Raw genomic sequence first — 23211 nt, 5'->3', positions numbered from 1 at the left:
GTTTTGCGGGATGGGACCGCCTGGGGACAAGGACTTTTAAAGGTAAAAGAACTATTTAAAGGTAAAAAGGTAAAAGAGTAAAAAGGTAAAAAATCTGTGGGAATCTGTGAGATCTGTGGGACTTTTAAAGGTACAAAAGTAAAAAATCTGCGTGACTTTTAAAGGTAAAAAATCCGTGGGAATCTGTGAGATCGGCGGGAGACAACTCTGCTGGGGGGACTTTTTTATGCTTTTTCCTCTTATTTTTGCATTATTTACTCCTAAACTTTCTCATTTCTCGCATTTTTGGCGTAATTTTGTTCTTCATTCAAAAATAACGCAAAAATATGACACTTAGAATAGAATTACCAGACGATTTTGAGATGAAAAAAGATGATGAGATTATCATCAGGTTTAATAGTAAGGCTGGACAACACGGATATTCTGTGATAACAAAAACACAGGATGAAATGGAAAAGATGGAAAAATCGAACCCGAATAGGGGAGTAAAACTGGGTGACTATGCTGAAAAAATCAGACAGAGACTGAAGGATAACTACCAATATCGTACGGCTGATATCAACCAGTGTACAATGAAGAGCTTTATGAAGTTCAGAAAACAGAAGGATATCCTGCTGTGCGAACTCGACGAACTGGTGGTGGGTGCCTACGAGAGCTATCTGAAGCATCAGGGACTGACGCTGAATACCATCTCCTTCTATATGCGACGGCTCCGCGCCATCTACAACAGTGCCGTGAAGGAACTGGAGATTCCCGACCGCAAACCCTTTGCCGGTGCCTTTACCCGAACCACGAAGACGAGTAAGCGAGCCATCTCGCAGAAAGCTATCCGGCAGCTGACACAACTGAAACTGGAAACTTATAACCAGCAGTTTGCCAGAGACTTATTCCTGTTCAGCTACTATACAAGGGGCATGTCGTTCGTGGATATCGCCTGTCTGGAGAAGTCGAATATCCGCAACGGATACCTTATCTATAAACGAAGGAAGACGGGGCAGGAACTGAGGATAGCCTGGCGGCAGAGCATGCAGGACATTGTGGACCGTTATCCTTCGCTCGACGGGAAACATCTGCTGGGCATCCTGGACAACCATGCAGAGAAAAGTCTCCGGCAGCAGAGGCATTACCGGCAATGTCTGATTAACAAGACCCTGAAAAAGCTATCCAAACTGATAGATATCGACATCACACTGACGATGTATGTTGCCCGGCATTCGTGGGCTACCAACGCCAAGGAGAAGAATGTTCCCGTGAGCGTAATCAGTGACAGTATGGGACATAATTCGGAAAAAACAACACAAATTTATCTCAAGAGTATTAACGCAGACCAGATAGACCAGACCAATGATATCCTGATTGATGCCATCACCAAATAGGGGATATGGCTTAATTTTTCAGTATTTTTGGTATTTTCTCGATATTTTGTTGTACCTTTGCACAAAATTAATAATAAATTGCAAGAAAATGGGAAAGATTATATTGACGGGCGACCGTCCTACAGGCAAACTTCACCTGGGTCACTACATCGGCTCTCTGCAGCGCCGAGTACAGCTTCAGAATGCTGGTGACTTTGACAGAATGTTCGTATTCATGGCAGACGTTCAGGCTTTGACAGACAACGCTGACAATCCTGAGAAGATTCGCCAGAACATCACAGAGGTGGCACTCGACTATCTTTCTGCGGGTCTCGACCCACAGAAGTGTACTCTCTATATCCAGAGTATGATACCGGAGTTGGCAGAGTTGACTACCTATTTGATGAACCTTATCTCAGTATCTCGTGTTCAGCGTAACCCAACCGTGAAGACTGAGATTAAGATGCGTAACTTTGAGGCAAACATTCCGCTCGGTTTCTTCTGCTATCCTGTGAGCCAGGCTGCCGACATTACCGCTTTCAAGGCTACAACAGTACCTGCCGGTGAGGATCAGGAGCCTATGCTGGAGGTGACCCGTGAGTTGGTTCGCCGCTTCAACCAGACTTATGCACCTGTATTGGTAGAGCCGGAAATCCTGCTTCCAGAGATTGCCTGCTGCCGTCGTCTTCCTGGAACTGACGGTAAGGAGAAGATGAGCAAGAGTCTCGGCAACTGCATCTACATGAGCGATGACGAGAAGACCGTCTGGAAGAAGGTGAAGAAGATGTCTAACGGTGAGCCACGCATGAGCATGGAAGAGCCTGGACATCTGGAGGGAAATGCCGTGTTCACTTATCTGGAGGCATTCTCTACTCCTGAGGATTTTGCTGAGTTCTGGCCAGAGTTCAAGACTTTGGATGAATTGAAGGAGCAGTATGTGAAGGGTGGTATCGGTGACGGTACCTGCAAGAAGTTCCTGAACAGCGTGATCAACAAGATGCTCGATCCAATCCGTGCCCGCCGTCATGAGTTTGAGCAGGATATCCCAGAGGTATTCAACATCCTGAAGAAGGGTAGTGAGGATGCCCGCGAGTTTGCAGCCCAGACCATGGACGAGGTTCGCAAGGCTATGCGCATCGACTACTTCAGCGATGCTGCCTATATTGAGGAACAGGCGGCGAAATTTAAGATTTAATTTATAATTAATAAGTTATAATTAATAATTAGGCTTTCGCCATTTTCAGAATGTACATTCTTAATTATTAATTCTTAATTATGAATTCGCGAATATTACAATTAGCGGTACCGTCGATAATATCCAATATCACGGTACCGCTTTTGGGTTTGGTGGATGTCGCCATCGTGGGGCATATCGGCGATGCGGCTTATATAGGAGCCATTGCCGTGGGCTCGATGCTCTTCAATGTCATCTACTGGCTCTTCGGATTCCTGCGGATGGGAACCAGCGGAATGACTTCGCAGGCTTTGGGCAGGAGAGACTTGCCTGAGGTGATGAGACTCCTGATTCGTTCCCTGGGCATTGGCGTAGGGATAGGATTCCTGTTCTTTATCCTTCAGAGATGGCTCATCGGATGCGGACTGTGGGCGATGTCGCCGGAAGCGGATGTGGTGGAGCTGGCCCGCAGATACTGCTATGTCTGCATCTGGGGAGCACCGGCTGTACTCGGACTCTATGGATTCACCGGCTGGTTTATCGGTATGCAGAATACCCGTATTCCGATGGTGGTGTCTTTGACGCAGAATGTGGTGAACATCGTTGCCTCCCTGGTGCTCGTCTTTGTTTGCAGGATGACGGTAGAGGGCGTGGCACTCGGAACGGTCATCGCCCAATGGTGGGGATTTCTGATGGCATGCGTGCTCTATCGGCTTTACTATCGCCGGTTGGGCAAGTATGATTATCGCCAGCATCTCTTCGACTCTGAACCGCTGAAGCGATTCTTCTCTTTAAACAGAGACATCTTCCTCCGCACCGTATGTCTGGTGGCGGTGAACCTCTTCTTTACGGCAGCAGGTTCGAGGGAGAGTACACTGGTGCTGGCTGTCAACACGCTGCTGATGACGCTCTTCACCATCTTCTCCTATTTCATGGATGGCTTTGCTTATGCGGCAGAGGCCTTGAGCGGCAAGTATTACGGAGCCGGCAACAAGGTGGCATTCCGGGAGGTGGTCAGGCGGACGATGGGGTTCGGCGTGGTTGTCGCCATCCTTTTCACCTTATTATATATAATAGGTGGCGAGAACTTCCTGGCTTTGCTTACCAGCGATGAGCGGGTAGTTGCAGCATCGGGCGAATATCTGGGGTGGGCAGTACTCATTCCTTTGGCAGGCATGTCGGCGTTTGTCTTTGACGGCATCTTCATCGGCATCACCCAGTCGAAGTCTATGCTCTGTTCTACTGCCATTGCCTCAGCTTCGTTCTTCGGAATGTACTTCGGTCTGCATCCTGTGCTGGGCAATCATGCCCTGTGGCTAGCCTTTATTCTCTACCTCGTTTTGCGGGGTATCGTATTATTCGTCATTTACCATAAGAAACTGCGGTAAATGGCGAATTGTGTTTTAATAGGATATAATATTAGAAATAACACACATCGTTCTTGAAAAATTGCACACTTGAAATATAGTGTGCGCATTTTTTAGAAAAACTACATTAATATAGTTTAAAACTTAGGCTTTTATTCTTTTTCTTAGCATAATTTTCGTACTTTCGCAGAGCAAAATTAAAAATAGTACAGAGTAAAATGACAGCAGAAGAATATTATCAGCAAGGTAACGCCTGGCGGAAGAAAGGCGACTTTAAGCGTGCTCTTGACTCCTATATGGAGGCGATAGCGCTGGACCCGGAGAGTCCGGCTGTAGCGGCAAAGGAGATGCTGGATGATATCATGAACTTCTATTGCAAAGACTACTACAATCCATAACAACTGGCATGTGGACAGCGGCAGTTTGATTACTCTTTGAGTAAAGATAATTAGAAAAAGATTAGAATATGAGTAAGATTAAAGGGGCTATTGTAGTCGACACCGGGCGTTGCAAGGGATGCTTGCTCTGCGTGGAGGCTTGTCCTCATCATGTCATCGCATTGGCTGAGAAGAAGGTCAATGTGCATGGTTATCGCTATGTAGAGGCGGCTGTGCCTGAAGCATGCGTTGGCTGTACCTCGTGCGCCATCGTCTGCCCAGACGGTTGCATCACAGTTTATCGAAAGAAGGAGGACTAAACAATGGCAAATCAAGAAGTAACATTAATGAAAGGCAATGAGGCGATAGCCCATGCCTGTATCAGATGTGGTGCGGATGGCTTCTTCGGCTATCCTATCACACCTCAGAGTGAGATTATAGAGACGCTGGCTCTGCTCAAGCCTTGGGAGACATCAGGTATGGTGGTTCTGCAGGCTGAGAGTGAAGTAGCAGCTATCAACATGGTTTATGGTGGAGCCGGCGCAGGCAAGCGTGTGATTACCACTTCGTCAAGTCCGGGTGTGGCTTTGATGCAGGAGGGTATCTCTTACATGGCAGGCGCTGAGATTCCGGGCGTCATCGTCAACGTGCAGCGTGGCGGTCCGGGACTGGGTACCATCCAGCCTTCGCAGAGTGATTATTTCCAGGCAACCCGCGGCGGTGGTAACGGTGACTACAACGTCATCGTTCTGGCTCCGGCTTCGGTTCAGGAGATGGCAGACTTCGTGGATCTTGCCTTCAACCTTGCCTTCAAGTACCGTAACCCGGCGATGATCCTGAGCGATGGCGTCATCGGACAGATGATGGAGAAGGTGGTGCTGCCACCTATGAAACCTCGCCGTACCGAGGAGGAGATTGCAAAGGAATGTCCTTGGGCTACCATCGGCCGTCCTAAGAGTCGCCCTGTCAACATCATGACCTCTCTGGAACTCAAGCCAGAGGTGATGGAGCAGCGCAATATCGCCCTTCAGGAGAAATACAGGAAGATTCGTGAAACGGAGGTTCGATATGAAACCGAGCAGATGGAGGATGCCGACTATGTGATCGTAGCCTTCGGAAGTGCGGCACGTATCGCCGAGAAGAGTATCGAGAGTGCACGAGAGCAGGGCATCAAGGTGGGACTGTTCCGTCCTATCACCCTCTGGCCTTTCCCTGAGAAGGAGATTCATGAACTCGCCAAGACCAAGAAGGGAATCCTGGTTGCCGAGGTCAATGCAGGGCAGATGGTTCAGGATGTGCGCCTGGCTGTGAATGGACAGACTCCTGTTGAGCACTTTGGCCGTCTGGGCGGTATCGTACCAGAGCCAGAGGAAATCGTTGAAGCGCTGAAACAATTAATAATTTATAATGAATAATGTACAATTAATAATGTACAAATAATAATGAATGATAAGCCTTCGGGCAAAGGCGTATGCCTAATTATACATTATAAATTATAAATTAAACATTAAATAAAATGAATGATATAATTTCACCAGAGAATCTGGTATATAAGAAGCCTACGCTGATGAACGATACCCCGATGCATTACTGTCCGGGCTGTTCGCATGGCGTAGTTCATAAGCTCGTTGCCGAGGTCATCGAGGAGATGGGCATGGAGGATAAGACGGTGGGTGTTTGTCCGGTGGGCTGTGCCGTATTCGCTTATCGCTATTTGGATATCGACTGGCAGGAAGCAGCGCATGGTCGTGCTCCTGCTGTGGCTACGGGTATCAAGCGTCTGTGGCCAGACCGTCTCGTCTTCACCTATCAGGGTGATGGCGACCTGGCGTGCATCGGTACCTGCGAGACCATCCACGCCCTGAACCGTGGTGAGCACATCGCCATCATCTTCATCAACAATGCCATCTATGGTATGACCGGTGGACAGATGGCTCCAACCACCTTGCTGGGTCAGAAAACCGCTACCTGTCCTTACGGACGAGAGGCAGACCTTCATGGTTATCCTCTGAACATCACCGAACTGGCCAGCCATCTGCAGGGCACCTGCTACGTAACCCGCCAGAGTGTGGAGACCGTGGCAAGCATCCGCAAGGCGAAGAAGGCCATCCGCAAGGCGTTCGAGGCAAGTATGCAGGGCAAGGGCTCCAGCCTGGTAGAAATCGTTTCTACCTGCAACAGCGGTTGGAAGCTCTCACCTGTTGAGGCAAACAAGTGGATGGAGGAGAATATGTTTAAGCAGTATCCTAAGGGTGACCTGAAGGATACAACAAATTTGTAAGAACAATGAAGACAGAAATCATTATATCCGGTTTTGGTGGTCAGGGTGTCCTTTCGATGGGAAAGATCCTGGCCTACTCAGGACTGATGGAAGACAAGGAGGTGACCTGGATGCCGGCTTACGGACCAGAGCAGCGTGGCGGTACAGCCAACGTGACGGTCATTGTGAGCGACAGCCGCATCTCTTCGCCTATCCTGAGCCATTATGATGTAGCCATCGTGCTCAACCAGCCATCGCTCGATAAGTTTGAGCCAAAGATCAAGCCCGGCGGCATCCTGATTTACGATGGTTATGGCGTGATGAATCCTCCACAGCGCAAGGACATCACCATCTATCGCATTGATGCGATGGACAAGGCTGCCGAGATGAAGAATTCAAAGGTGTTCAATATGATTGTATTGGGCGGACTGCTGAAGGTTTGCCCAGTGGTGAGCACCGACGGTTTGAACAAGGCACTCTACAAGTCGTTGCCAGAGCGCTATCACAACCTGATTCCACTGAATATGAAGGCTGTGGAAGAGGGTATGAAAATCATCGAGAAAGTAGAACGATAAGTTTCAAAATAGTACGCTAAGTTAGAGACAATAGGTCGATAGCTTAGCGGACTGATATTAATCATTTATAGATAAGCCGTATGACTAAAAAATCCAACTATCTATTATCCCTTTTCGGGGCATTATTGCTTTCATCTCCGATTCAGGCTCAGAATCTGTTGCCGAAACCGCAGCAGGTTACGATGGGCAAGGGCGTATTCAACACCAGCGACGGTGTGAAAGTAGAAAACCAAGTAGGCGCTGATGCCGAGAACATCTATACCAAGGCATGGAATGCCAAGGTGAACGATGCTGCCAAGCGGGTGGTGAAGTTCACCAAGCTTGCCAACGCCTCTTCGCCGGAAGCATACAAGCTTCATGTGGCACCTGATGCCATTGAAATCAGTGCCGCCAGCAGCGAGGGTTTCCTACGTGCCTGGCAGACCATGGAGCAGCTTACCACCAAGAAGGGCATTGCATGCTGCGACATCGTGGATGCCCCTGCCTATAAGTGGCGAGGATTGATGCTTGATGTTTCCCGTCATTTCTTCCCTATTTCCTTCCTCAAGAAGCAGATTGATGTGATGTCGGAATACAAGTTCAACCGTCTCCATATCCACCTGACCGATGCTGCCGGATGGCGCATTGAAATCAAGCGCTATCCTCGACTCAACAACTTTGCAGCCTGGCGTTCGGGTAAGTTATGGAAAGACTGGAATGCCAATGGCAACAAGTATCTGGAGCAGGGCTGCGAGGGTGCCGAGGGTGGTTACTATACCCAGGATGAACTCCGCGACCTGGTGAAATATGCTGCCGAGCGTGGCATCACCATTGTTCCGGAAATCGAGATGCCGGGTCATTCTGAGGAAGTGCTTACTGCCTATCCTGAGTTATCCTGTACCCATGAGCCTTACAAGCAGGCAGATTTCTGTCCGGGCAATATCGGAACCTACGATTTTCTGGAGAATGTCTTGAAGGAGGTGATGGATATCTTCCCATCTCATTACATCCATGTGGGTGGCGATGAGGCTGCGAAGAAGTCATGGGGCAGTTGTGCCCTCTGTCAGAAGAAGATGAAGGAGCTGGGCATCGACAACGTGGATGGATTGCAGGCTCATCTCATTTCCCACATGGGCAAGTTCCTGAACGAGCATGGCAGACAGCTCGTGGGTTGGGATGAGGTGATTGCCGGAAATCTCTCCAAGAATACTACCGTGATGGTTTGGCGTGGCACCGAACTGGCACACGAGGCTATCAAGCATGGCTATGATGTGGTGATGTCGCCGGGAGCTTACTGCTATTTTGATATGTATCAGGATGCGCCGGGCACCCAGCCAGTGGCAAATGGCGGTTTCATTCCTACCGAGAAGGTGTATAGCTACGTGCCGGGAAGCGATCTTCCTGAGGCTGAACGCAATATGATTACGGGTGTGCAGGCGAATCTCTGGACCGAGCATATTCCTACTCCAGAGTATGCCGAGTATATGCTTTATCCTCGTGCCTTGGCTCTGGCTGAGATTGGCTGGAACGGAACCAAGACCAAGAACTATCCTGAGTTCAAGACCCGTGCACTGGCGCAGGTGGAACATCTGAAGGCTGAAGGCGTGAACCCATTCGAGCTGAAGAAGGAGATTGGTGAGCGCAAGGAGAAGATGAAGCCGGTGCAGCATAAGGCAGTGGGTGCCAAGGTTACCTATAACCATGCTTACAACCGCTACTATCCTGCGGCTGGCGAAAAGACGCTGGTAGATGGCAACATGGGTGGTTGGGCTCATGGCGACGGACGCTGGCAGGGCTTTATCGGCAAGGATTGCTTCGATGTGACCATCGACCTCGGCAAATCTACCAAAATCAGCAGAGTAGGCACCGATTTCATGCAGAGCAGCGGTCCTGAGATTTTCTATCCTTCTCAATATACCGTATCTGTAAGTGAGGATGGTAAGAACTTCACCCAGGTATTTGACAAGAAGTATGAGTCGAGCAAGGAGCCGATTCTGAATTTCAAGACGCTAACCTGGAAGGGCAGCAAGACAGCCCGCTACATCCGTGTTCAGGCGAAGCCAAGCAGCTTCGGCGGCTGGCTGTTTGTTGATGAGATAATCGTGAAATAATACGCCCTGAACCAACGGTCACCGGTCGAAGGGAAAGTCATCATGTGTGTAGGTCAGGGAGCCTGGGAGGAAGAACTGCTCTACAGTACCCGTCAGATGGATGCCTTGCTCAAGGAGTTGTAGGACAACGTCTACGAATGTTGCCTCTTTAAATCACAACTGCAAAATAGAATCTCCAGAGAGAAATCGAGTAGCTTATGCTCCTTGGTTTCTCTCTTTTTGTGGATGTGAAGAGTATGTCTTTTAAGAAAAAACAGATTTAAAACGGTCAGAATCGGAAATATTTCTCCAAAATAGATATTTTATTCGAATTTTATTCGTACTTTTGCGTCTGACATTCAGAATTTAGCTTGTTTTCTAACTGCAGCACTTAGGTGAGTGAAAGTTCTTGGATGGAAAAATCCTGAGTCATTTTTGTAGCTTGGGTGCTTATGGAATAAATGAGTGTTGCGGAATTTGGGTGTGCAAAATATAAAATTAAAATATGAACTCTGATGAACAAATTCTCTACGAACTGCTGAAAGCCGGTGATGAGAAAGCATATGGCATTCTTTACAGGAACCATTATGCCATATTGTGTCATTTTGCCAATTTCTATCTACATGATAGATTTTCTGCAGAATCTGTTGTGGAAGATGTTATCTACCACTTATGGGAAAATCGTGAAAGTTTGAATATCACCAAATCCATCAGAAGCTATTTAGTAATGGCTGTAAGGAATAAGTGTCTTGACACGCTCAAGCTTAAGAGAAACCAAAATGAAAAGCCCATATCTAGCTTGTCGGATAAAGCTGGCTATTATATGGATAGCCAAACTGCCGGTGATTCTCCTTATGGAACTCTTCTCTCCAAAGAGCTAGAGGAAAAAGTAATCCAGGCTATTGAAGCACTTCCCGCCGAATGCAGGCAGGTGTTCCTAAAAAGCAGGATGGAAAACAAGAAAAACAAGGAAATTGCAGAAGAATTAGGCATTTCTGTCAATACAGTAAAGTATCATCTCAAGAATGCACTCAAGATATTGCGAGAGAAACTGGAGCACTATCTTATAGCTTTATCCTTATTTTTGTTAATGAACTGAAAAAGATATATTTTTCACAACACTTCTTTACCACAACATCGTCAATAAGTAAAACGTATCAAGAATATGAACAAAATACAATTTGAAGAATTAGCTATAAGATATTTTACCGGTGATCTCGATTCAGAAGGAATCCTTCTTCTTGAAGACGAAATCCGTCAGTCTAAGGAAGCTAAAAAAACATTTGATGAACTGAAGGAAATCTGGGCAGCCAGTACTACCCATGATGAGCTGGACAGCTACGACTACAAGGCTGCCTACCAGCGTTTCTTGCATAAGATTTCAGAAGGCTCAGATGAAACAGATGAGGATCAGAAGGAAGAGAATCCTCGTTTCTACCATATATATAGGTGGATTGGCGGTATAGCAGCCTCTCTCCTTATATTGTTTGGTGCCACCTATCTGTCTTATCAGCAAGGACAGAAGAATCTGCAGAGCACCTTTGCTGATATCGTTGTTGCCACTCCTAATGGCTCCAGTACCAGTGTTAACTTGCCGGACGGCTCCATTGTGAAGCTTAATGGAGGTTCCAGTATTTCATATTCGCAAGGATATGGAGTGGATAGCCGTATCGTCAATATAGAAGGTGAAGGATATTTTGAGGTCAAGAAGGATAGTACCAAGCCATTTATCGTCAACTCTGCCAACATCATCGTCAAGGTGTTGGGTACAAAGTTCAACTTCTGTGATTACCCACAGGAGGAGCAGGCTCTTGTAGCTCTTGATGAAGGCAAGGTGAACATGACAAGCGTTGCATCGAAGCAGGAAATCACCTTGCTTCCGAACCAGCATGTGGTGCTTGACAAGAAAACCGGTACCATGACATTGCAGGATACAAAAACTCTGGTTAACAAAGGTCAGTGGACCAAAGGTGTCATTGCCTTTAATGGCGAGTCTCTCAAGGACATAGCAGCTGTATTGGAAAGATGCTATTCTATCAAATTCAAGATATCTCCATCTAAGCAGAACTCACTCCATTTTTATGGTGTTTTTTACAGAAACAGTCAAAATGTGTATGATATCATGGAGGCGCTTGCTGCAACAGGAAAGTTCACCTATAAAATAAGTGGTAAGACTATCATTATTCAGTAGGAAATTGAGGAAAAAAAGTTTTTTTAGAAAAAATATGCTTTTCACTACCCCTTTTGCAAAATACATCGTCTATAAGCCAAATTTAGCAACAACATTAACAACTTAAACGAAATTTGTTATGGATAAAAAACAAATCTTTCTAACTGCTGCTGCCTTGTGCTTGAACATGAGCATTTCGGCTCAGAGCGTGAATTTGCAGAATGTCACGGTAAAGCAGGCACTTAACAAGTTGCAGCAGACTTGCGGCTATTCTTTTGTTTATGAAGCAAAAGACCTAAACACCAGCAAACGTGTTTCTGTCAATGCATCCAATTGCGCAGAAGCTATTGGACAAGTCCTTAAAGGTCAGGGGGTAACCTATACCATGAAAGGAAAAAATGTCATTATTTCAAAGGCTTCTGTCAAGCACGAAGGTACTCAGCAGGTGGGAAACCAGCGACGTGTAAAAGGTGTCATCAAGGACGGAAACGGTGAACCTATCATCGGTGCTACCGTTAGAGTAAAGGGACATGAGAGCAATGGAACCATTTCTGATCTTGATGGTAATTTCTCGCTTGAGGTATCTCCTGGTGATGAGCTGGAAGTTTCTTATGTAGGTTACAGCACAAAGCTCATCAAAACAGGCAACTCATCATCACTTAGTGTGATCATGAAGGAAGACAAAAAGTCTCTTGAGGAGATTGTTGTGGTGGGCTATGGTACTCAGAAGAAAGTTTCCGTAACAGGTTCCATGGCATCTACCAAGGGTGATGACCTGGCAGCTGTTCCTACTCCTAACATTACCAATACATTGGCTGGCCGTCTCCCAGGTCTTATCTCTTACAACCGTAGTGGTGAGCCTGGTTACGATGACGCTGGTCTTCTGATTCGTGGTGCAAGCACCATCGGCAATGCATCTCCTTTGCTGGTTGTGGATGGCGTGGCTGACCGTGCCGGTTCTTTGGGACGTCTGGATCCTAACGATATTGAGAGTATCACCATCTTGAAGGATGCATCGGCTGCCATCTACGGTTCCCGAGCTGCCAATGGTGTCATTTTGGTAACCACCAAACGTGGTTCAAAGGGTGATTTCAAGGTTCAATATACAGGTAATGTAGGTGTCAGCTCTCCTACTGTATTACCTGAGATGTGTAACTCATGGCAGTATGCAGAGTTGCTGAACGAAATCACTCCAGGTAAGTATTCTGCAGAAGAAATTCAGAAGTTCAAGGATGGAAGTGATCCTTTGAACTATCCTAATATTGATGCATTTGACCTGATGCTCAAGCCTGCTGTTCAAACCCAGCACAATGTTTCTGCCAGTGGCGGCGGCAAGACCGTATCGTATTATGTTTCTCTTGGTTATCAGTATCAGGATAACTATTACAAGAATAGTGCCAGCAACTATAACCAGTATAACTTAAGATCAAATATTGACATAACTCCTTCGGATCTCTTGAAATTCAGCGTGAATGTAGCCTTCCGTCAGGAAGACCGCAACTCTCCTGTTACCGGTTCAGAAGATATCTGGCGCTATCTTATCAAATATAATCCGATGGTGAATGTCTGGTATCCTGGTACTGGCTATGGTACAGTTTCTTCCAAGCAGGATAACTTCGCACCTGCCACCGGTATGGATGATACAATGGGGTATCAGCGGGACCGTCGTTCTTATCTGAATGCTGACCTCACCATGCATCTGGAGATGCCTTGGTTGGCAAAGGGTCTCTCTGCCGATGCAGGATTCTATGTGGACCGTTCTGATGTATTCTATAAGAATTTCCAGAAGAAGTTCTATCTCTATTCGTATGAGAACAATGACTATGTTCCTGTACAGCAGGGGCAGAATGTCTTGTCGGAGAACATGCACCAGACTTTGGGTATCACCATGAATGCCCGAATCAATTACAAGCGTACATTCAATTTGGTACACAATGTGAGTGCGTTTGTTGCGTGGGAGCAATACAAGAGCCGCTATGACTATCTCTCTGGTCGTCGCCAGGACTTTGTTTCTACTTCCATTGATGAGCTTTTTGCCGGTGATTCCAATTCTGCAACCAATGACGGTACTGCATCCGAAACCGCCCGTCTCAACTACTTTGGTCGTGTAGATTATGATTATGCAGGCAAGTATCTCTTCCAGTTCAACTGGCGTTATGACGGTTCCGAGAATTTCCCTAAGGGTAACCGCTTCGGATTCTTCCCTGGTGTATCCATGGGGTGGCGCATTTCAGAGGAGAAGTTCTGGAAAGAACATGTCAAGTGGATGGACTACTTCAAATTGCGTGCTTCATGGGGCCAGATGGGTAATGACAAGGTTTCTGCATTCCAGTATGTAACTGCCTATACATTCAGCAATCCTGGTGTGTTTGGTGCCAATGGTGGAAAAGCAAATACAGGTTTGCGTCTCAACCGTACCGCCAATCCTAACATCACATGGGAGGTGGCTGATACATGGAACGTTGGTATCGAGTCTAAATTCCTGGATTACTTCAACTTTGAGGGTGACTTCTTCGTAACCAAGCGTAGCAATATCCTCACAGCTCGCAATGCTGCGATTCCAGAGTATGCCGGTCTTTCGCTTCCTGATGAGAACATCGGTAAGTGCAAGAGCATCGGTACAGAACTTACCCTTGGTTACAATCGTCAGCTCAACAAGGACTGGGGACTTCATCTGAGTGGTAACTTCAGTTACAGCCATGGTACGATAGATTATATCGACGAGCCTGCTGAAACCTTGGAATGGCAGCGCCGTACAGGCAAGACCATCGGTACACAGGGCAGCAACTATCTGATGTATGAGTCTATCGGTATTTTCCGTACCCAGGATGATCTTGATTCCTATCCACATCTTTCTGATGCACGTGTAGGTGATGTCAAGTTCAGAGATGTGAACGGTGATAAGAAGATTGACGGCGATGACAAGGTTAGAATGGACAAGCCGGCTGTACCTGAAATCATGTATGGCATCAACATCGGTACCACCTACAGGAACTGGAGTTTGAACATGTTGTGGCAGGGTGCAGCCCATGTATGGCAATATACCTTCATGGAGGCTGGTATCATCGGTAACTTTACCAAGGATTTCTATGACAACCGCTGGACGGAAGACAATCCTAATGCCAAATATCCTCGTACCTATAACCGTGATGCAACAGTTACCGGTGGTGGTAACTACCGTAACTCATTCTGGCTCAACAATGCATCCTATCTGCGTTTGAAGAGCATTGAATTGGCATACAACTGTCCTAAGAGCTGGTTCAAGGGCACTCCAATATCTGGTGTCCGCCTCTGCTTGACGGGTTATAACCTTCTTACCTTTACTGGTATCAAGAATATCGACCCTGAGACACAGGAGAACAGTCAGGGATGGGCTGCATGGAACACTCCACAGTCAAAAGTGTACAATTTCGGAATTAACGTCACATTTTAATTAGAAGAATTATGAAACTATATATTAAGTACCTTACTATAGGATTGATGGCTACCACGATGTTGGCTTCATGTGCTGATATTTTGGACAAAAAGCCTCTGACAGAAATCTCTGACAATGACCTCTGGTCGGATCCTGCTCTCTTGAAGGCATTCGTCAATTCAAGATACAATCAGGTGGGAGTTAATGGTGCAGAATCCATGCAAAGTTCTATTGTGGATGAAACGGAACTTACCTGGTTGCGCGGTTGCGAGACCCATAACTTTGCCCGTTTGAGTCCTACTGACCTAGGTAGAATGAACGGTGCCTGGTGGGGATGGGACAATCGTTCCTGGAGTACCAAGTGGACCAATATTTCCAACTGCAACATCTTCTTTGAGCGTGTGGACAATGTAGGTTTCACAGACGAGGCTGAAAAAACGAAGTTGGTGGGACAGGTACGTTTCATCCGTGCCTTTGAGTATTGGGATCTTATTGCCAGATGGGGTGCCATGCCTATCATTACCAAGAGCTTTTCCATCAATGACCGAGATGAAATCGTAGATCAGAAGCGTAACACTTATAAGGAATGCATTGATTTTCTAGTAGGCGAATTGGATCAGGCTGCCAAGGAATTGCCGGCTAACTGGAGTGGAGATGACTATGGACGAGCAACCAGCGTTGCCGCTTTGGCCCTCAAGTCGCGTATCCTGCTTTATGCAGCAAGTCCTCTTATGAATGAGGACGTCAAGATTCCTGAGGTGGGATATACCACCCCGGAACCTGACAGATGGCAAAAGGCTGCCAAGGCTGCAACAGAAGCACTGGATGCAGCACAGACCGCTGGATATGAGCTTTACAACCTGGATGGTGATCCTTCTAAGAATTATCAGATGATATTCATGGACAATACCGCAGCAAACAAGGAAACCTTATTTGCCCGCATGGGTACCAACAGTGCTGGCGGTGAGAGTATTTCCAGCTGTGACCAGTATAACAATCCTAACGGATATGGTGGATGGGGTGGCAACTGTCCTCTTCAGGAGCTGGTGGATGCCTATGAAGTGGTAAAGGATGGTGTTGCCAGCAAGTTCGACTGGAACAATCCGGAAGAAAAGGCAAATCCATATGCCAACCGTGATCCTAGATTCTATGCCACTATCTTATATGATGGAGCCAAGTGGATGACCAGAAATGTGGAAACCTACTTCGATGTTGACAGCAATGGCAATATCACTGGTGGTGGAAAAGACACCAAGTTTGGCAATGACAGTTGGAATGCTTCACCAACGGGCTACAATATGAAGAAGTTTATGGATGAGGGATATGCCTTGAACTCATGGAACTTCTGTGCCCGCAACTGGATCCACCTCCGTATGGCAGAGTTATATCTCAATAAGGCTGAAGCGCTGTTTCACACAGGTGACGAAGAAGGTGCTAGAGAAGCATTGAAGCCAGTAAGACAGCGTGCAGGAATGCCTGCTGTCACAGCTACAGGTGCTGATCTGCTGGAGGCTATCAAGAACGAGCGTCGCATTGAATTTGCTTTTGAGGAACATCGTTACTTTGATGTACGTCGCTGGAAGGAAGCTCCTAAATACTTCGGTTCTACCGTTCATGCCATCACTATCAAGAAATATCCTGATGGAAAGAAGACATATGAGGTGGATAAGTTGAGAAGTGATGTGGGTGGTGACCGTAAATGGGATGACAAGATGTACTGGTTGCCTATCTCGAAGTCTGAGATGGATAAGAATCCAAATCTCGTACAGAATCCTGGATATAACAAGTAAATATGTATCAGTATGAAGAAAACAGTCATAACTTTAGTTAGTTTGTTCATGGTTTTGGTTAATAGCGTCTGTGCTCAGGAGAAGCAAAGCTTCCGCGAGTGGGCACAGACCCCACCTATGGGTTGGAATAGTTGGGATTGCTATGGACCTACAGTTACAGAGAAAGAGACAAAGGCCAATGCCGATTTCATGGCTGAGAACCTGAAGCAGCATGGATGGGAATATGTCGTGGTGGATATCCGCTGGTTTATTGCCAACGACAAGGCTGGAGGATACAATGAGAGCAATCCAGTTTATGTCATTGATAATTATGGTAGATATCAGCCTGCCGAGAACCGTTTCCCATCTTCTTCCAATGGAAAAGGATTCAAGGCACTGGCAGACTATGTGCATGGCAAGGGCTTAAAGTTCGGTATCCATATCATGCGCGGTATTCCTAAGGTGGCTGTGATGCGTCATCTCCCGATTAAGGGAACGAACGGCATTACTGCTGACCAGATTTACAGTGAGGAAGGTAGATGCAAGTGGTTGAAGGACAATTATACAGTGGATGCTTCCAAGCCTGGAGCACAGGAATACTACAACTCCATATTTGAGATGTATGCAGAGTGGGGAGTGGATTTCATCAAGATTGACGACCTGTCTGCACCAGACTATCATCAGCCTGAAATCGACATGATCAGAAAGGCTATCGACAAAACTGGCAGGCCTATCGTGCTCAGTACCTCTCCAGGTGAGACTCCTGTAGCAGCAGCCAAGCATGTGGACAGCCATGCCAACATGTGGAGAATGGTAAACGATGTATGGGATGTATGGAAGGACTTTACACATCTTGTAAAGGTTGCCCATGATTGGTATCCATATATCGGTGAGGGAACCTGGCCTGATTGTGACATGATTCCGCTCGGTCATATTGCCATTCGTGGTGAAAGAGGAGAAGACAGAATGACTCGTCTTACCAAAGATGAGCAATACTCACTGATGACATTCTTTAGTATTTTCCGCTCCCCTTTGATGTATGGTGGTGACTTGCCTTCTATTGATCCTTTCACATTGTCATTGCTTACCAACAAGGGAGTATTGAAGATGCACAGAGATGGTACTAGTGTCAAGGAATTGTTTAATGATGAGCAGAAGCTTGCCGTTACTTCTAAGGACAAAAACAGTGGTGCAACCTATCTGGCTATCTTCAATCTTTCTAATAAGACACAAAAGATCCAGGTTCCAATGAGCTCTATTGGTATCAAGGATACCAAGCGTGCAACCTTGCTATGGTCTAACAAGCAGGTAGGAAAGGTAAAGGGAAAAGTTAGTGTAACTCTCAATCCTCATGCATGTACATTATACAAGCTTGATTAAGGTTGAGAATTTAAAAAATAATTTAGTATTATAATACATGCCTGAACAATAGCTTGTTGTTCAGGCATGTTCGTAGAAAAAACTCTAACGAATATGAAGAAAATCTTTATTTTAATTCTCGTATCCATATTTATGGAAGCTCCATTGTATGCACAAAAGTATTCTATGCAATCTCCTGATGGACATATTGCCTTGATGATCTCAAACCAAGAGCAGTTAACCTATTAGGTACAGCTGGATGGGAAAACACTTATCGCACCATCTCCTATGGGATTTCAGTTGAAAGACGAAAAAGAAATGAAAGGCAACTTTATCGTAGAAAATGATGCTAAAGTTAAGAGTGGCATAGAGTCCTGGATACCTGTTGTACGAAATAAGCATGCAGAATGCAAAGTTCCTTGCCAAGAGCTCACATTGAATCTGAAGGAAAATGGTGACCAATATCGTCGCATGGATGTTGTATTCCGTGTAATGAATGATGGCGTAGCTTTCCGCTATACTCTTTATGGTATCTCCAGATTGGGAAATCGGCAAATCACGAAAGAACTAACAGGATATTCTCTGCCTGAGTCTTCAATTCTCTGGATACCTGGTTTTGCCTATGAGAACCAAGGCAAAAGCTACAAGTCCTCCCAGGAAGGTATATTTGTCAAAACTCCTGTAAAGAGCATTAAAACAGATATTCATGCGGGATTACCTGGTTTGATAAAAGTAGATGAGAATAACTGGATGGCTATTACAGAGGCCAATCTAGACAATTATCCAGCATTCTATCTGGGCAGGAGTAAGGAAGCCAAGGAAGGATATCAGATGTTGGACACCAAACTGCGCAAGTTCAGCATAGAACTGCAATTTCTGGTAGATGAGAATAAATAATCTAATACAAGAAAACACCGAGGGGTTTGGGGGAGAGAAGCCCCCATCAGAAGAAATTTCAGCTAGCGATGCAAGATAAAGTACAATATGGCATTCTTATTTATAATATATTATACTTTTATTGAACTTTTCTTTGAGTTTTGTCATATTTTCATTAACTTTGCCAGCAAAACTATCATTAAGAGTTACCCTTTAAAATAAATGTATTATGCAGATATTATTGGCAAATGCCAAAATCATGTTTGATAAGGCAGATAGGGCAGCTGTTTCAAAGCCACTTTTCCAGTCTGTGGCAGAAATGTTGGCTGAAGAAATGGCTAAGCTGGACGTAGAGGAATTGGCTAGGCAACTTGATTGCAGCCACAAGATAGCTTTGGAAAACTGGAAACGCTATCGTAATTTTATGGCTGCAGAGAAGATGCCTGCCATACTTTCCTACAATGGACAGGCGTATAAGCATCTACGTGCCAACACTTTGGAAGAAGAATCCCTGCAGTATGCCCAGAAACATCTCTGGATTACCTGCTTTCTCTATGGATTGCTTCGGCCGATGGATGGCATCGTGCCTTATCGTATGGAGCATTGCGTGACGCTTGAAGCTACAAACGACAAGCCGGTCAATCAATTTTGGAAAGATAAACTGACTGATGTTCTTATCCACAGTGTGAAAGCTGATGATGGCATACTTATCCATCTCTCTACGGCAGAATATGAACATCTGTTTGATTGGAAGAGAATTTGCAGGGAAGTGAAAGTCATCCAGCCCCTCTTTTATGTTCGCCAGAAGGATGGTAGGCTGAAAATGCAGGCTGTGTGGGCCAAATCCTGCCGTGGAGCTATGGTGAGATACATTCTAAGCAACCAACTTGCTACTCCAGAAGAATTGGCAGCCTTCAGTTACGAAGGTTTTGAATACACACCAGAATTAGGAGAAGTGGCTTTTCCGCATTTCGTTCGTAATATAACAAAATAGTACTTTTTTACTTTTCCTACATCAAAGATGATATCTTGGAAGACAAGGGAGCGGACTAGGCAATGCTTTCGTCCGCTCCCTTGTTTAATTTAGTTTAAATCCTGAAAAATTCTTGTTTATCTCTAGGTAAAATTGTATTTTTGCCGTGGAGAAAGTTATGTTCAGCAGTGCCGAACTTATATTCAACACTGCTGAACTTAAGTTCAACACTGCTGAACATAGATTCAACACTGCTGAACATAGATTTCTTCTAATAATAAAGACTATTATCCTTAAGAGTATAGGTGAATGCATTTAAGGATGCAAACCATCTCTTCCTGGATTACGGTCTCTCTTTATAAATGATGACGTAGAACTTAATAAGGAAAGGAATCGATATGGTAAAGTACAAGTTGCAGGAGATGTCGGATGTTCATCATACCGGCAAGCGTAAGGTTTATCCCAAGATGGTAGTCAACCGCACTCTATCTCGCAAGGAATTCATCGAAAGGATGCAGGGTTATCATCGTGGTATTTCGGCAAGCACCACGGAGGCAGTGCTGATGGATGTGGAAGATATGCTGGTTGAGATGCTCTCCATGGGCTATAATGTGAATCTGGAGGGTCTCGGTACCTTCTCTCTATCCTTGGGCTTCGAGGATGACAAGCCTACGGAGATGCAGGGCGATGATGACAAGATGACCCATCGCAAGGTAGGCGTAAGAGATGTGAACTTCAAGGCATCTCCCGATTTCATCAAGTCTGTGAAGCTGGCAGCCGACCGTGATCTGGAGCGGGATATGGGTGGCGTAAAACTGATATTGAAAAAGAAATATACCCGAGAGGAGCGTATCGCCCGAGCCCTGGATGTCATCGATGAGAAAGGCTTCATCGGGCTTACCGACTATGCCTACATCAACAACTTGAGCCGCACAGCCGCCTCATTGGAGCTGAAGGAGATAGCCCATGACGAGACTGTTTCTATCCGCTCTGTGGGTCGGCACAGCCATAAGGTTTGGGTGAGGAGAAAAAAATAAGATAATGTATGATTTCTCATCATTTTCTTTGGTAGTTAGGAAATATTATTGTAGTTTTGCACAAAGAAAGAAAAAGTCTAAAAAGTAGTAGATATGGAACAGAAGAAGAAACGCGTATATCGCAAGCGCATCCCTTATGGCATGATGAATTTTGAGGATGTTAGAAAGGATGATTGCTATTATGTGGATAAGACTCCGTTCATAGAAGAAATGGAGGCAGCAAATAAGTTTTTCTTTTATATTCGCCCTCGCCGCTTCGGCAAGAGCCTTACCCTTTCTATGCTCCAGAATTACTATGATGTGAACCAGAAGGATAAGTTTGAACAGCTCTTTGGTGACCTTTATATAGGTAAGAATCCAACCCCGGAGCGTAATTCCTATTTGGTGCTGAATCTGGATTTCTCGGTAGTATCAGCTGGTATCGACGATTATAAGGATGGATTGGATTCTACGTGTAACATGGCTTATAATTTTTTCTGTGATGTTTATCAGCAGTATCTTCCTGAAAATATCAAGGAGGAAATGAACAAGCAGGAGGGGTGTATCGACCAATTGCAATATATCTGTAAGGAGTGTAAGAAAGTTGGTCAGCAAATCTATCTCTTCATAGATGAGTACGATCATTTTACCAATAAGATTCTTGCTGAGCCGCAATATATGACCGGTTATCGCAAGCAGACGCATGGCGAAGGCTATCTGCGTCTCTTCTTCGATGCGGTAAAGGCGGCTACAAGTACATCCCTGAAGCGTGTTTTCGTAACAGGTGTCAGTCCTGTGACGATGGATGATTTGACCAGTGGTTTCAACATCGGCACCAACTATTCCTTGAGCGCCGAGTTTAACGAGATGACGGGATTTACGGAGGAAGAAGTACGGGAGATGTTGACCTACTATTCTTCGGTTTGTCCTTTCCGTCATTCCGTGGATGAACTTATCCAGGTGATGAAGCCATGGTATGATAACTATTGCTTTGCTATCAACAGATATGGTCAGGTAACGATGTATAACTCTGTGATGGTGCTGTATTTCATCGACCAGTATATTCACAATAATTGTGATATTCCTCGTGATATGATAGAGGATAACATCCGTGTTGATTATAACAAGCTTCGTATGCTCATCCGCCACGACAAGGAGTTTGCCCATGATGCCAGCATCATCCAGCATCTGGTTACGGATGGATTTGTTACGGGAAACTTGAAAAGGGGATTTCCTGCCGAGAGCATCAACGATCCGGACAATTTCGTCAGTTTGCTCTTTTACTTTGGCATGTTGACCATTGATGGAACCTATCGTGGCAAGACCAAGTTTGTGATTCCTAACGAGGTGGTTAGAGAGCAGATCTATGCTTATTTGCTGAGCACCTATAAGGAGAACGAACTGGCTTACGATACCTATCAGAAGAGTGATTTGGAGAGTGGCTTTGCTTATGATGGTGATTATAAATCCTATTTCGGCTTTATAGCCGATGCCATCAAGCGCTATTCTTCGCAGCGTGACCGGCAGAAGGGTGAGTCGTATGTGCATGGCTTTACCTTGGCGATGACCTGTCAGAATATGTTCTATCGTCCTATCTCAGAACTGGACAACCAGGCAGGTTATGCCGACATCTTCCTGCGTCCGCTCCTGGAGAATTATCCGGATATGGAGCATTCATATATTGTGGAGTTGAAATACTGCAAGGCGGATGCCACCGATGAGCAGGTGGCGAAGCTGAGAGAGGCAGCCATCGCTCAGGTTAATCGCTATGCAGATAGTGATGTGGTGAAGACAGAGGTAAAGACCACCCGCCTTCACAAGATAGTTGTGATATTCAGGAGCGTGGATATGGTGGTGTGTGAGGAGATAGAATAATGTGTTTAGCATCATTTAAAATCTGATGCTGAATGGCGTTTTTGTGTCTTAAAGTGAAGAAAGTCGTCCTTTTCTTTGGCATTACCAATTCTTTTCGTTAATTTTGTGGCATTAATTTAAAAGAAAGGAATAAGATGGAAACGATTAATATTCAGTTTCAAGTACCTTCTACAGGTCAATATACGCTTGACGAATTTGTCGCCAAGCTCAAAGACTATGCAGAAAAATTAGCCAGTTCTATCTCCAAGTCTGGAAATAGTTACCAGGAAAGATATATGAGCCAGGCAGAGCAGGAAGCCTATGTGGCAGAAAGCCTCAACCGTGCTCTTGATGAAATGGAAGCTCATAAGAAGAATGGGACTAAGCCGATGGATGCTGATGAATTTTTGAAAAGACTTAGAGAAGAGGAGGCGTAGTATGAAGGTTAAGATTTCACTTATAATCTTTACCAGGAAGGAGATTCCATTATCATTGATTTGTTGACAATCTATGATAAAGGAGAAATCTCTAATATCTCTGATGAGTTTATCAGTTTTTTGCTTGATAAACGTGAAAATGTCTAATACGTAGAATAGGTCTCT

The 23211-nt window shown here is 45.4% G+C and carries 19 protein-coding genes; all 19 read left to right on the top strand.

Going from position 1 to position 23211, the window contains the following annotated elements:
* Window positions 1–326 precede the first annotated feature (326 nt).
* The 19 genes from ACQRBJ_RS14335 (at window position 327) to ACQRBJ_RS14245 (ending at window position 23046) form a co-directional block, all read left to right on the top strand.
* Window positions 327–1376: a tyrosine-type recombinase/integrase gene (locus ACQRBJ_RS14335; RefSeq protein WP_445304005.1), complete on the top strand. Its 1050-nt coding sequence runs from the start codon at window positions 327–329 to the stop codon at window positions 1374–1376.
* Window positions 1377–1464: 88 nt separating this feature from the next.
* Complete coding sequence (gene trpS / locus ACQRBJ_RS14330) at window positions 1465–2550, top strand: tryptophan--tRNA ligase (protein WP_287798637.1); 1086 nt, start codon at window positions 1465–1467, stop codon at window positions 2548–2550.
* Between the two features lie 80 nt (window positions 2551–2630).
* Entirely contained in the window at window positions 2631–3917 is a 1287-nt protein-coding gene (locus ACQRBJ_RS14325) for an MATE family efflux transporter (RefSeq protein WP_441933203.1), read from the top strand.
* A 197-nt stretch (window positions 3918–4114) separates the two neighbouring features.
* On the top strand, window positions 4115–4294 hold the full coding sequence (locus tag ACQRBJ_RS14320; RefSeq protein WP_153126294.1) for a tetratricopeptide repeat protein: 180 nt from the start codon (window positions 4115–4117) through the stop codon (window positions 4292–4294).
* Between the two features lie 68 nt (window positions 4295–4362).
* Complete coding sequence (locus ACQRBJ_RS14315; protein ID WP_295347340.1) at window positions 4363–4593, top strand: 4Fe-4S binding protein; 231 nt, start codon at window positions 4363–4365, stop codon at window positions 4591–4593.
* 3 nt (window positions 4594–4596) lie between these two features.
* Window positions 4597–5688, top strand: a complete 1092-nt coding sequence (locus ACQRBJ_RS14310; RefSeq protein WP_441933206.1) for a 3-methyl-2-oxobutanoate dehydrogenase subunit VorB — start codon at window positions 4597–4599, stop codon at window positions 5686–5688.
* 101 nt (window positions 5689–5789) lie between these two features.
* Window positions 5790–6554: a thiamine pyrophosphate-dependent enzyme gene (locus ACQRBJ_RS14305; protein ID WP_270531659.1), complete on the top strand. Its 765-nt coding sequence runs from the start codon at window positions 5790–5792 to the stop codon at window positions 6552–6554.
* 5 nt (window positions 6555–6559) lie between these two features.
* Complete coding sequence (locus ACQRBJ_RS14300; RefSeq protein WP_441933210.1) at window positions 6560–7108, top strand: 2-oxoacid:acceptor oxidoreductase family protein; 549 nt, start codon at window positions 6560–6562, stop codon at window positions 7106–7108.
* A gap of 80 nt (window positions 7109–7188) precedes the next feature.
* On the top strand, window positions 7189–9198 hold the full coding sequence (locus ACQRBJ_RS14295) for a glycoside hydrolase family 20 protein (RefSeq protein WP_445304004.1): 2010 nt from the start codon (window positions 7189–7191) through the stop codon (window positions 9196–9198).
* Window positions 9199–9682: 484 nt separating this feature from the next.
* A complete protein-coding gene (locus ACQRBJ_RS14290; RefSeq protein WP_153098143.1) occupies window positions 9683–10276 on the top strand; it encodes an RNA polymerase sigma-70 factor in 594 nt (197 codons plus the stop codon).
* 66 nt (window positions 10277–10342) lie between these two features.
* On the top strand, window positions 10343–11368 hold the full coding sequence (locus tag ACQRBJ_RS14285; protein WP_441933216.1) for a FecR family protein: 1026 nt from the start codon (window positions 10343–10345) through the stop codon (window positions 11366–11368).
* A 118-nt stretch (window positions 11369–11486) separates the two neighbouring features.
* Window positions 11487–14780 carry a TonB-dependent receptor gene (locus ACQRBJ_RS14280; RefSeq protein ID WP_445304003.1) on the top strand — a complete coding sequence of 1098 codons (3294 nt, stop codon included), beginning with the start codon at window positions 11487–11489 and terminating at the stop codon, window positions 14778–14780.
* An 11-nt stretch (window positions 14781–14791) separates the two neighbouring features.
* Window positions 14792–16552 (top strand): RagB/SusD family nutrient uptake outer membrane protein, encoded by a 1761-nt coding sequence (locus ACQRBJ_RS14275; protein WP_445304002.1) that lies wholly within the window; start codon window positions 14792–14794, stop codon window positions 16550–16552.
* A gap of 12 nt (window positions 16553–16564) precedes the next feature.
* Entirely contained in the window at window positions 16565–17911 is a 1347-nt protein-coding gene (locus ACQRBJ_RS14270; protein WP_294971021.1) for a glycoside hydrolase family 27 protein, read from the top strand.
* Window positions 17912–18145: 234 nt separating this feature from the next.
* The gene (locus tag ACQRBJ_RS14265) at window positions 18146–18787 is read left to right on the top strand and encodes a glycoside hydrolase family 97 N-terminal domain-containing protein (RefSeq protein WP_445304006.1); all 642 of its coding nucleotides are present in this window, start codon (window positions 18146–18148) and stop codon (window positions 18785–18787) included.
* A gap of 208 nt (window positions 18788–18995) precedes the next feature.
* Window positions 18996–19760, top strand: coding sequence for a YaaA family protein (locus ACQRBJ_RS14260; RefSeq protein WP_445304001.1), 765 nt, complete (start codon window positions 18996–18998; stop codon window positions 19758–19760).
* A 377-nt stretch (window positions 19761–20137) separates the two neighbouring features.
* On the top strand, window positions 20138–20776 hold the full coding sequence (locus ACQRBJ_RS14255; protein ID WP_445304000.1) for a hypothetical protein: 639 nt from the start codon (window positions 20138–20140) through the stop codon (window positions 20774–20776).
* Window positions 20777–20869: 93 nt separating this feature from the next.
* Window positions 20870–22630 (top strand): AAA family ATPase, encoded by a 1761-nt coding sequence (locus ACQRBJ_RS14250; RefSeq protein WP_445303999.1) that lies wholly within the window; start codon window positions 20870–20872, stop codon window positions 22628–22630.
* Window positions 22631–22764: 134 nt separating this feature from the next.
* The gene (locus ACQRBJ_RS14245) at window positions 22765–23046 is read left to right on the top strand and encodes a hypothetical protein (RefSeq protein ID WP_445303998.1); all 282 of its coding nucleotides are present in this window, start codon (window positions 22765–22767) and stop codon (window positions 23044–23046) included.
* Window positions 23047–23211 lie beyond the last annotated feature (165 nt).

It is taken from the genome of Prevotella sp. SGI.167 (assembly GCF_050313615.1).
In the GTDB taxonomy this organism is placed as follows: Bacteria; Bacteroidota; Bacteroidia; order Bacteroidales; family Bacteroidaceae; genus Prevotella.
This window is presented reverse-complemented; position numbering and strand designations above follow the sequence as displayed.

Bases quoted from the DNA above. Each gene is read 5' to 3' on its own strand.
- ACQRBJ_RS14335 (WP_445304005.1), top strand. From the start codon at position 327: ATGACACTTAGAATAGAATTACCAGACGATTTTGAGATGAAAAAAGAT.
- trpS (WP_287798637.1), top strand. From the start codon at position 1,465: ATGGGAAAGATTATATTGACGGGCGACCGTCCTACAGGCAAACTTCAC.
- ACQRBJ_RS14325 (WP_441933203.1), top strand. From the start codon at position 2,631: ATGAATTCGCGAATATTACAATTAGCGGTACCGTCGATAATATCCAAT.
- ACQRBJ_RS14320 (WP_153126294.1), top strand. From the start codon at position 4,115: ATGACAGCAGAAGAATATTATCAGCAAGGTAACGCCTGGCGGAAGAAA.
- ACQRBJ_RS14315 (WP_295347340.1), top strand. From the start codon at position 4,363: ATGAGTAAGATTAAAGGGGCTATTGTAGTCGACACCGGGCGTTGCAAG.
- ACQRBJ_RS14310 (WP_441933206.1), top strand. From the start codon at position 4,597: ATGGCAAATCAAGAAGTAACATTAATGAAAGGCAATGAGGCGATAGCC.
- ACQRBJ_RS14305 (WP_270531659.1), top strand. From the start codon at position 5,790: ATGAATGATATAATTTCACCAGAGAATCTGGTATATAAGAAGCCTACG.
- ACQRBJ_RS14300 (WP_441933210.1), top strand. From the start codon at position 6,560: ATGAAGACAGAAATCATTATATCCGGTTTTGGTGGTCAGGGTGTCCTT.
- ACQRBJ_RS14295 (WP_445304004.1), top strand. From the start codon at position 7,189: ATGACTAAAAAATCCAACTATCTATTATCCCTTTTCGGGGCATTATTG.
- ACQRBJ_RS14290 (WP_153098143.1), top strand. From the start codon at position 9,683: ATGAACTCTGATGAACAAATTCTCTACGAACTGCTGAAAGCCGGTGAT.
- ACQRBJ_RS14285 (WP_441933216.1), top strand. From the start codon at position 10,343: ATGAACAAAATACAATTTGAAGAATTAGCTATAAGATATTTTACCGGT.
- ACQRBJ_RS14280 (WP_445304003.1), top strand. From the start codon at position 11,487: ATGGATAAAAAACAAATCTTTCTAACTGCTGCTGCCTTGTGCTTGAAC.
- ACQRBJ_RS14275 (WP_445304002.1), top strand. From the start codon at position 14,792: ATGAAACTATATATTAAGTACCTTACTATAGGATTGATGGCTACCACG.
- ACQRBJ_RS14270 (WP_294971021.1), top strand. From the start codon at position 16,565: ATGAAGAAAACAGTCATAACTTTAGTTAGTTTGTTCATGGTTTTGGTT.
- ACQRBJ_RS14260 (WP_445304001.1), top strand. From the start codon at position 18,996: ATGCAGATATTATTGGCAAATGCCAAAATCATGTTTGATAAGGCAGAT.
- ACQRBJ_RS14255 (WP_445304000.1), top strand. From the start codon at position 20,138: ATGGTAAAGTACAAGTTGCAGGAGATGTCGGATGTTCATCATACCGGC.
- ACQRBJ_RS14250 (WP_445303999.1), top strand. From the start codon at position 20,870: ATGGAACAGAAGAAGAAACGCGTATATCGCAAGCGCATCCCTTATGGC.
- ACQRBJ_RS14245 (WP_445303998.1), top strand. From the start codon at position 22,765: ATGGAAACGATTAATATTCAGTTTCAAGTACCTTCTACAGGTCAATAT.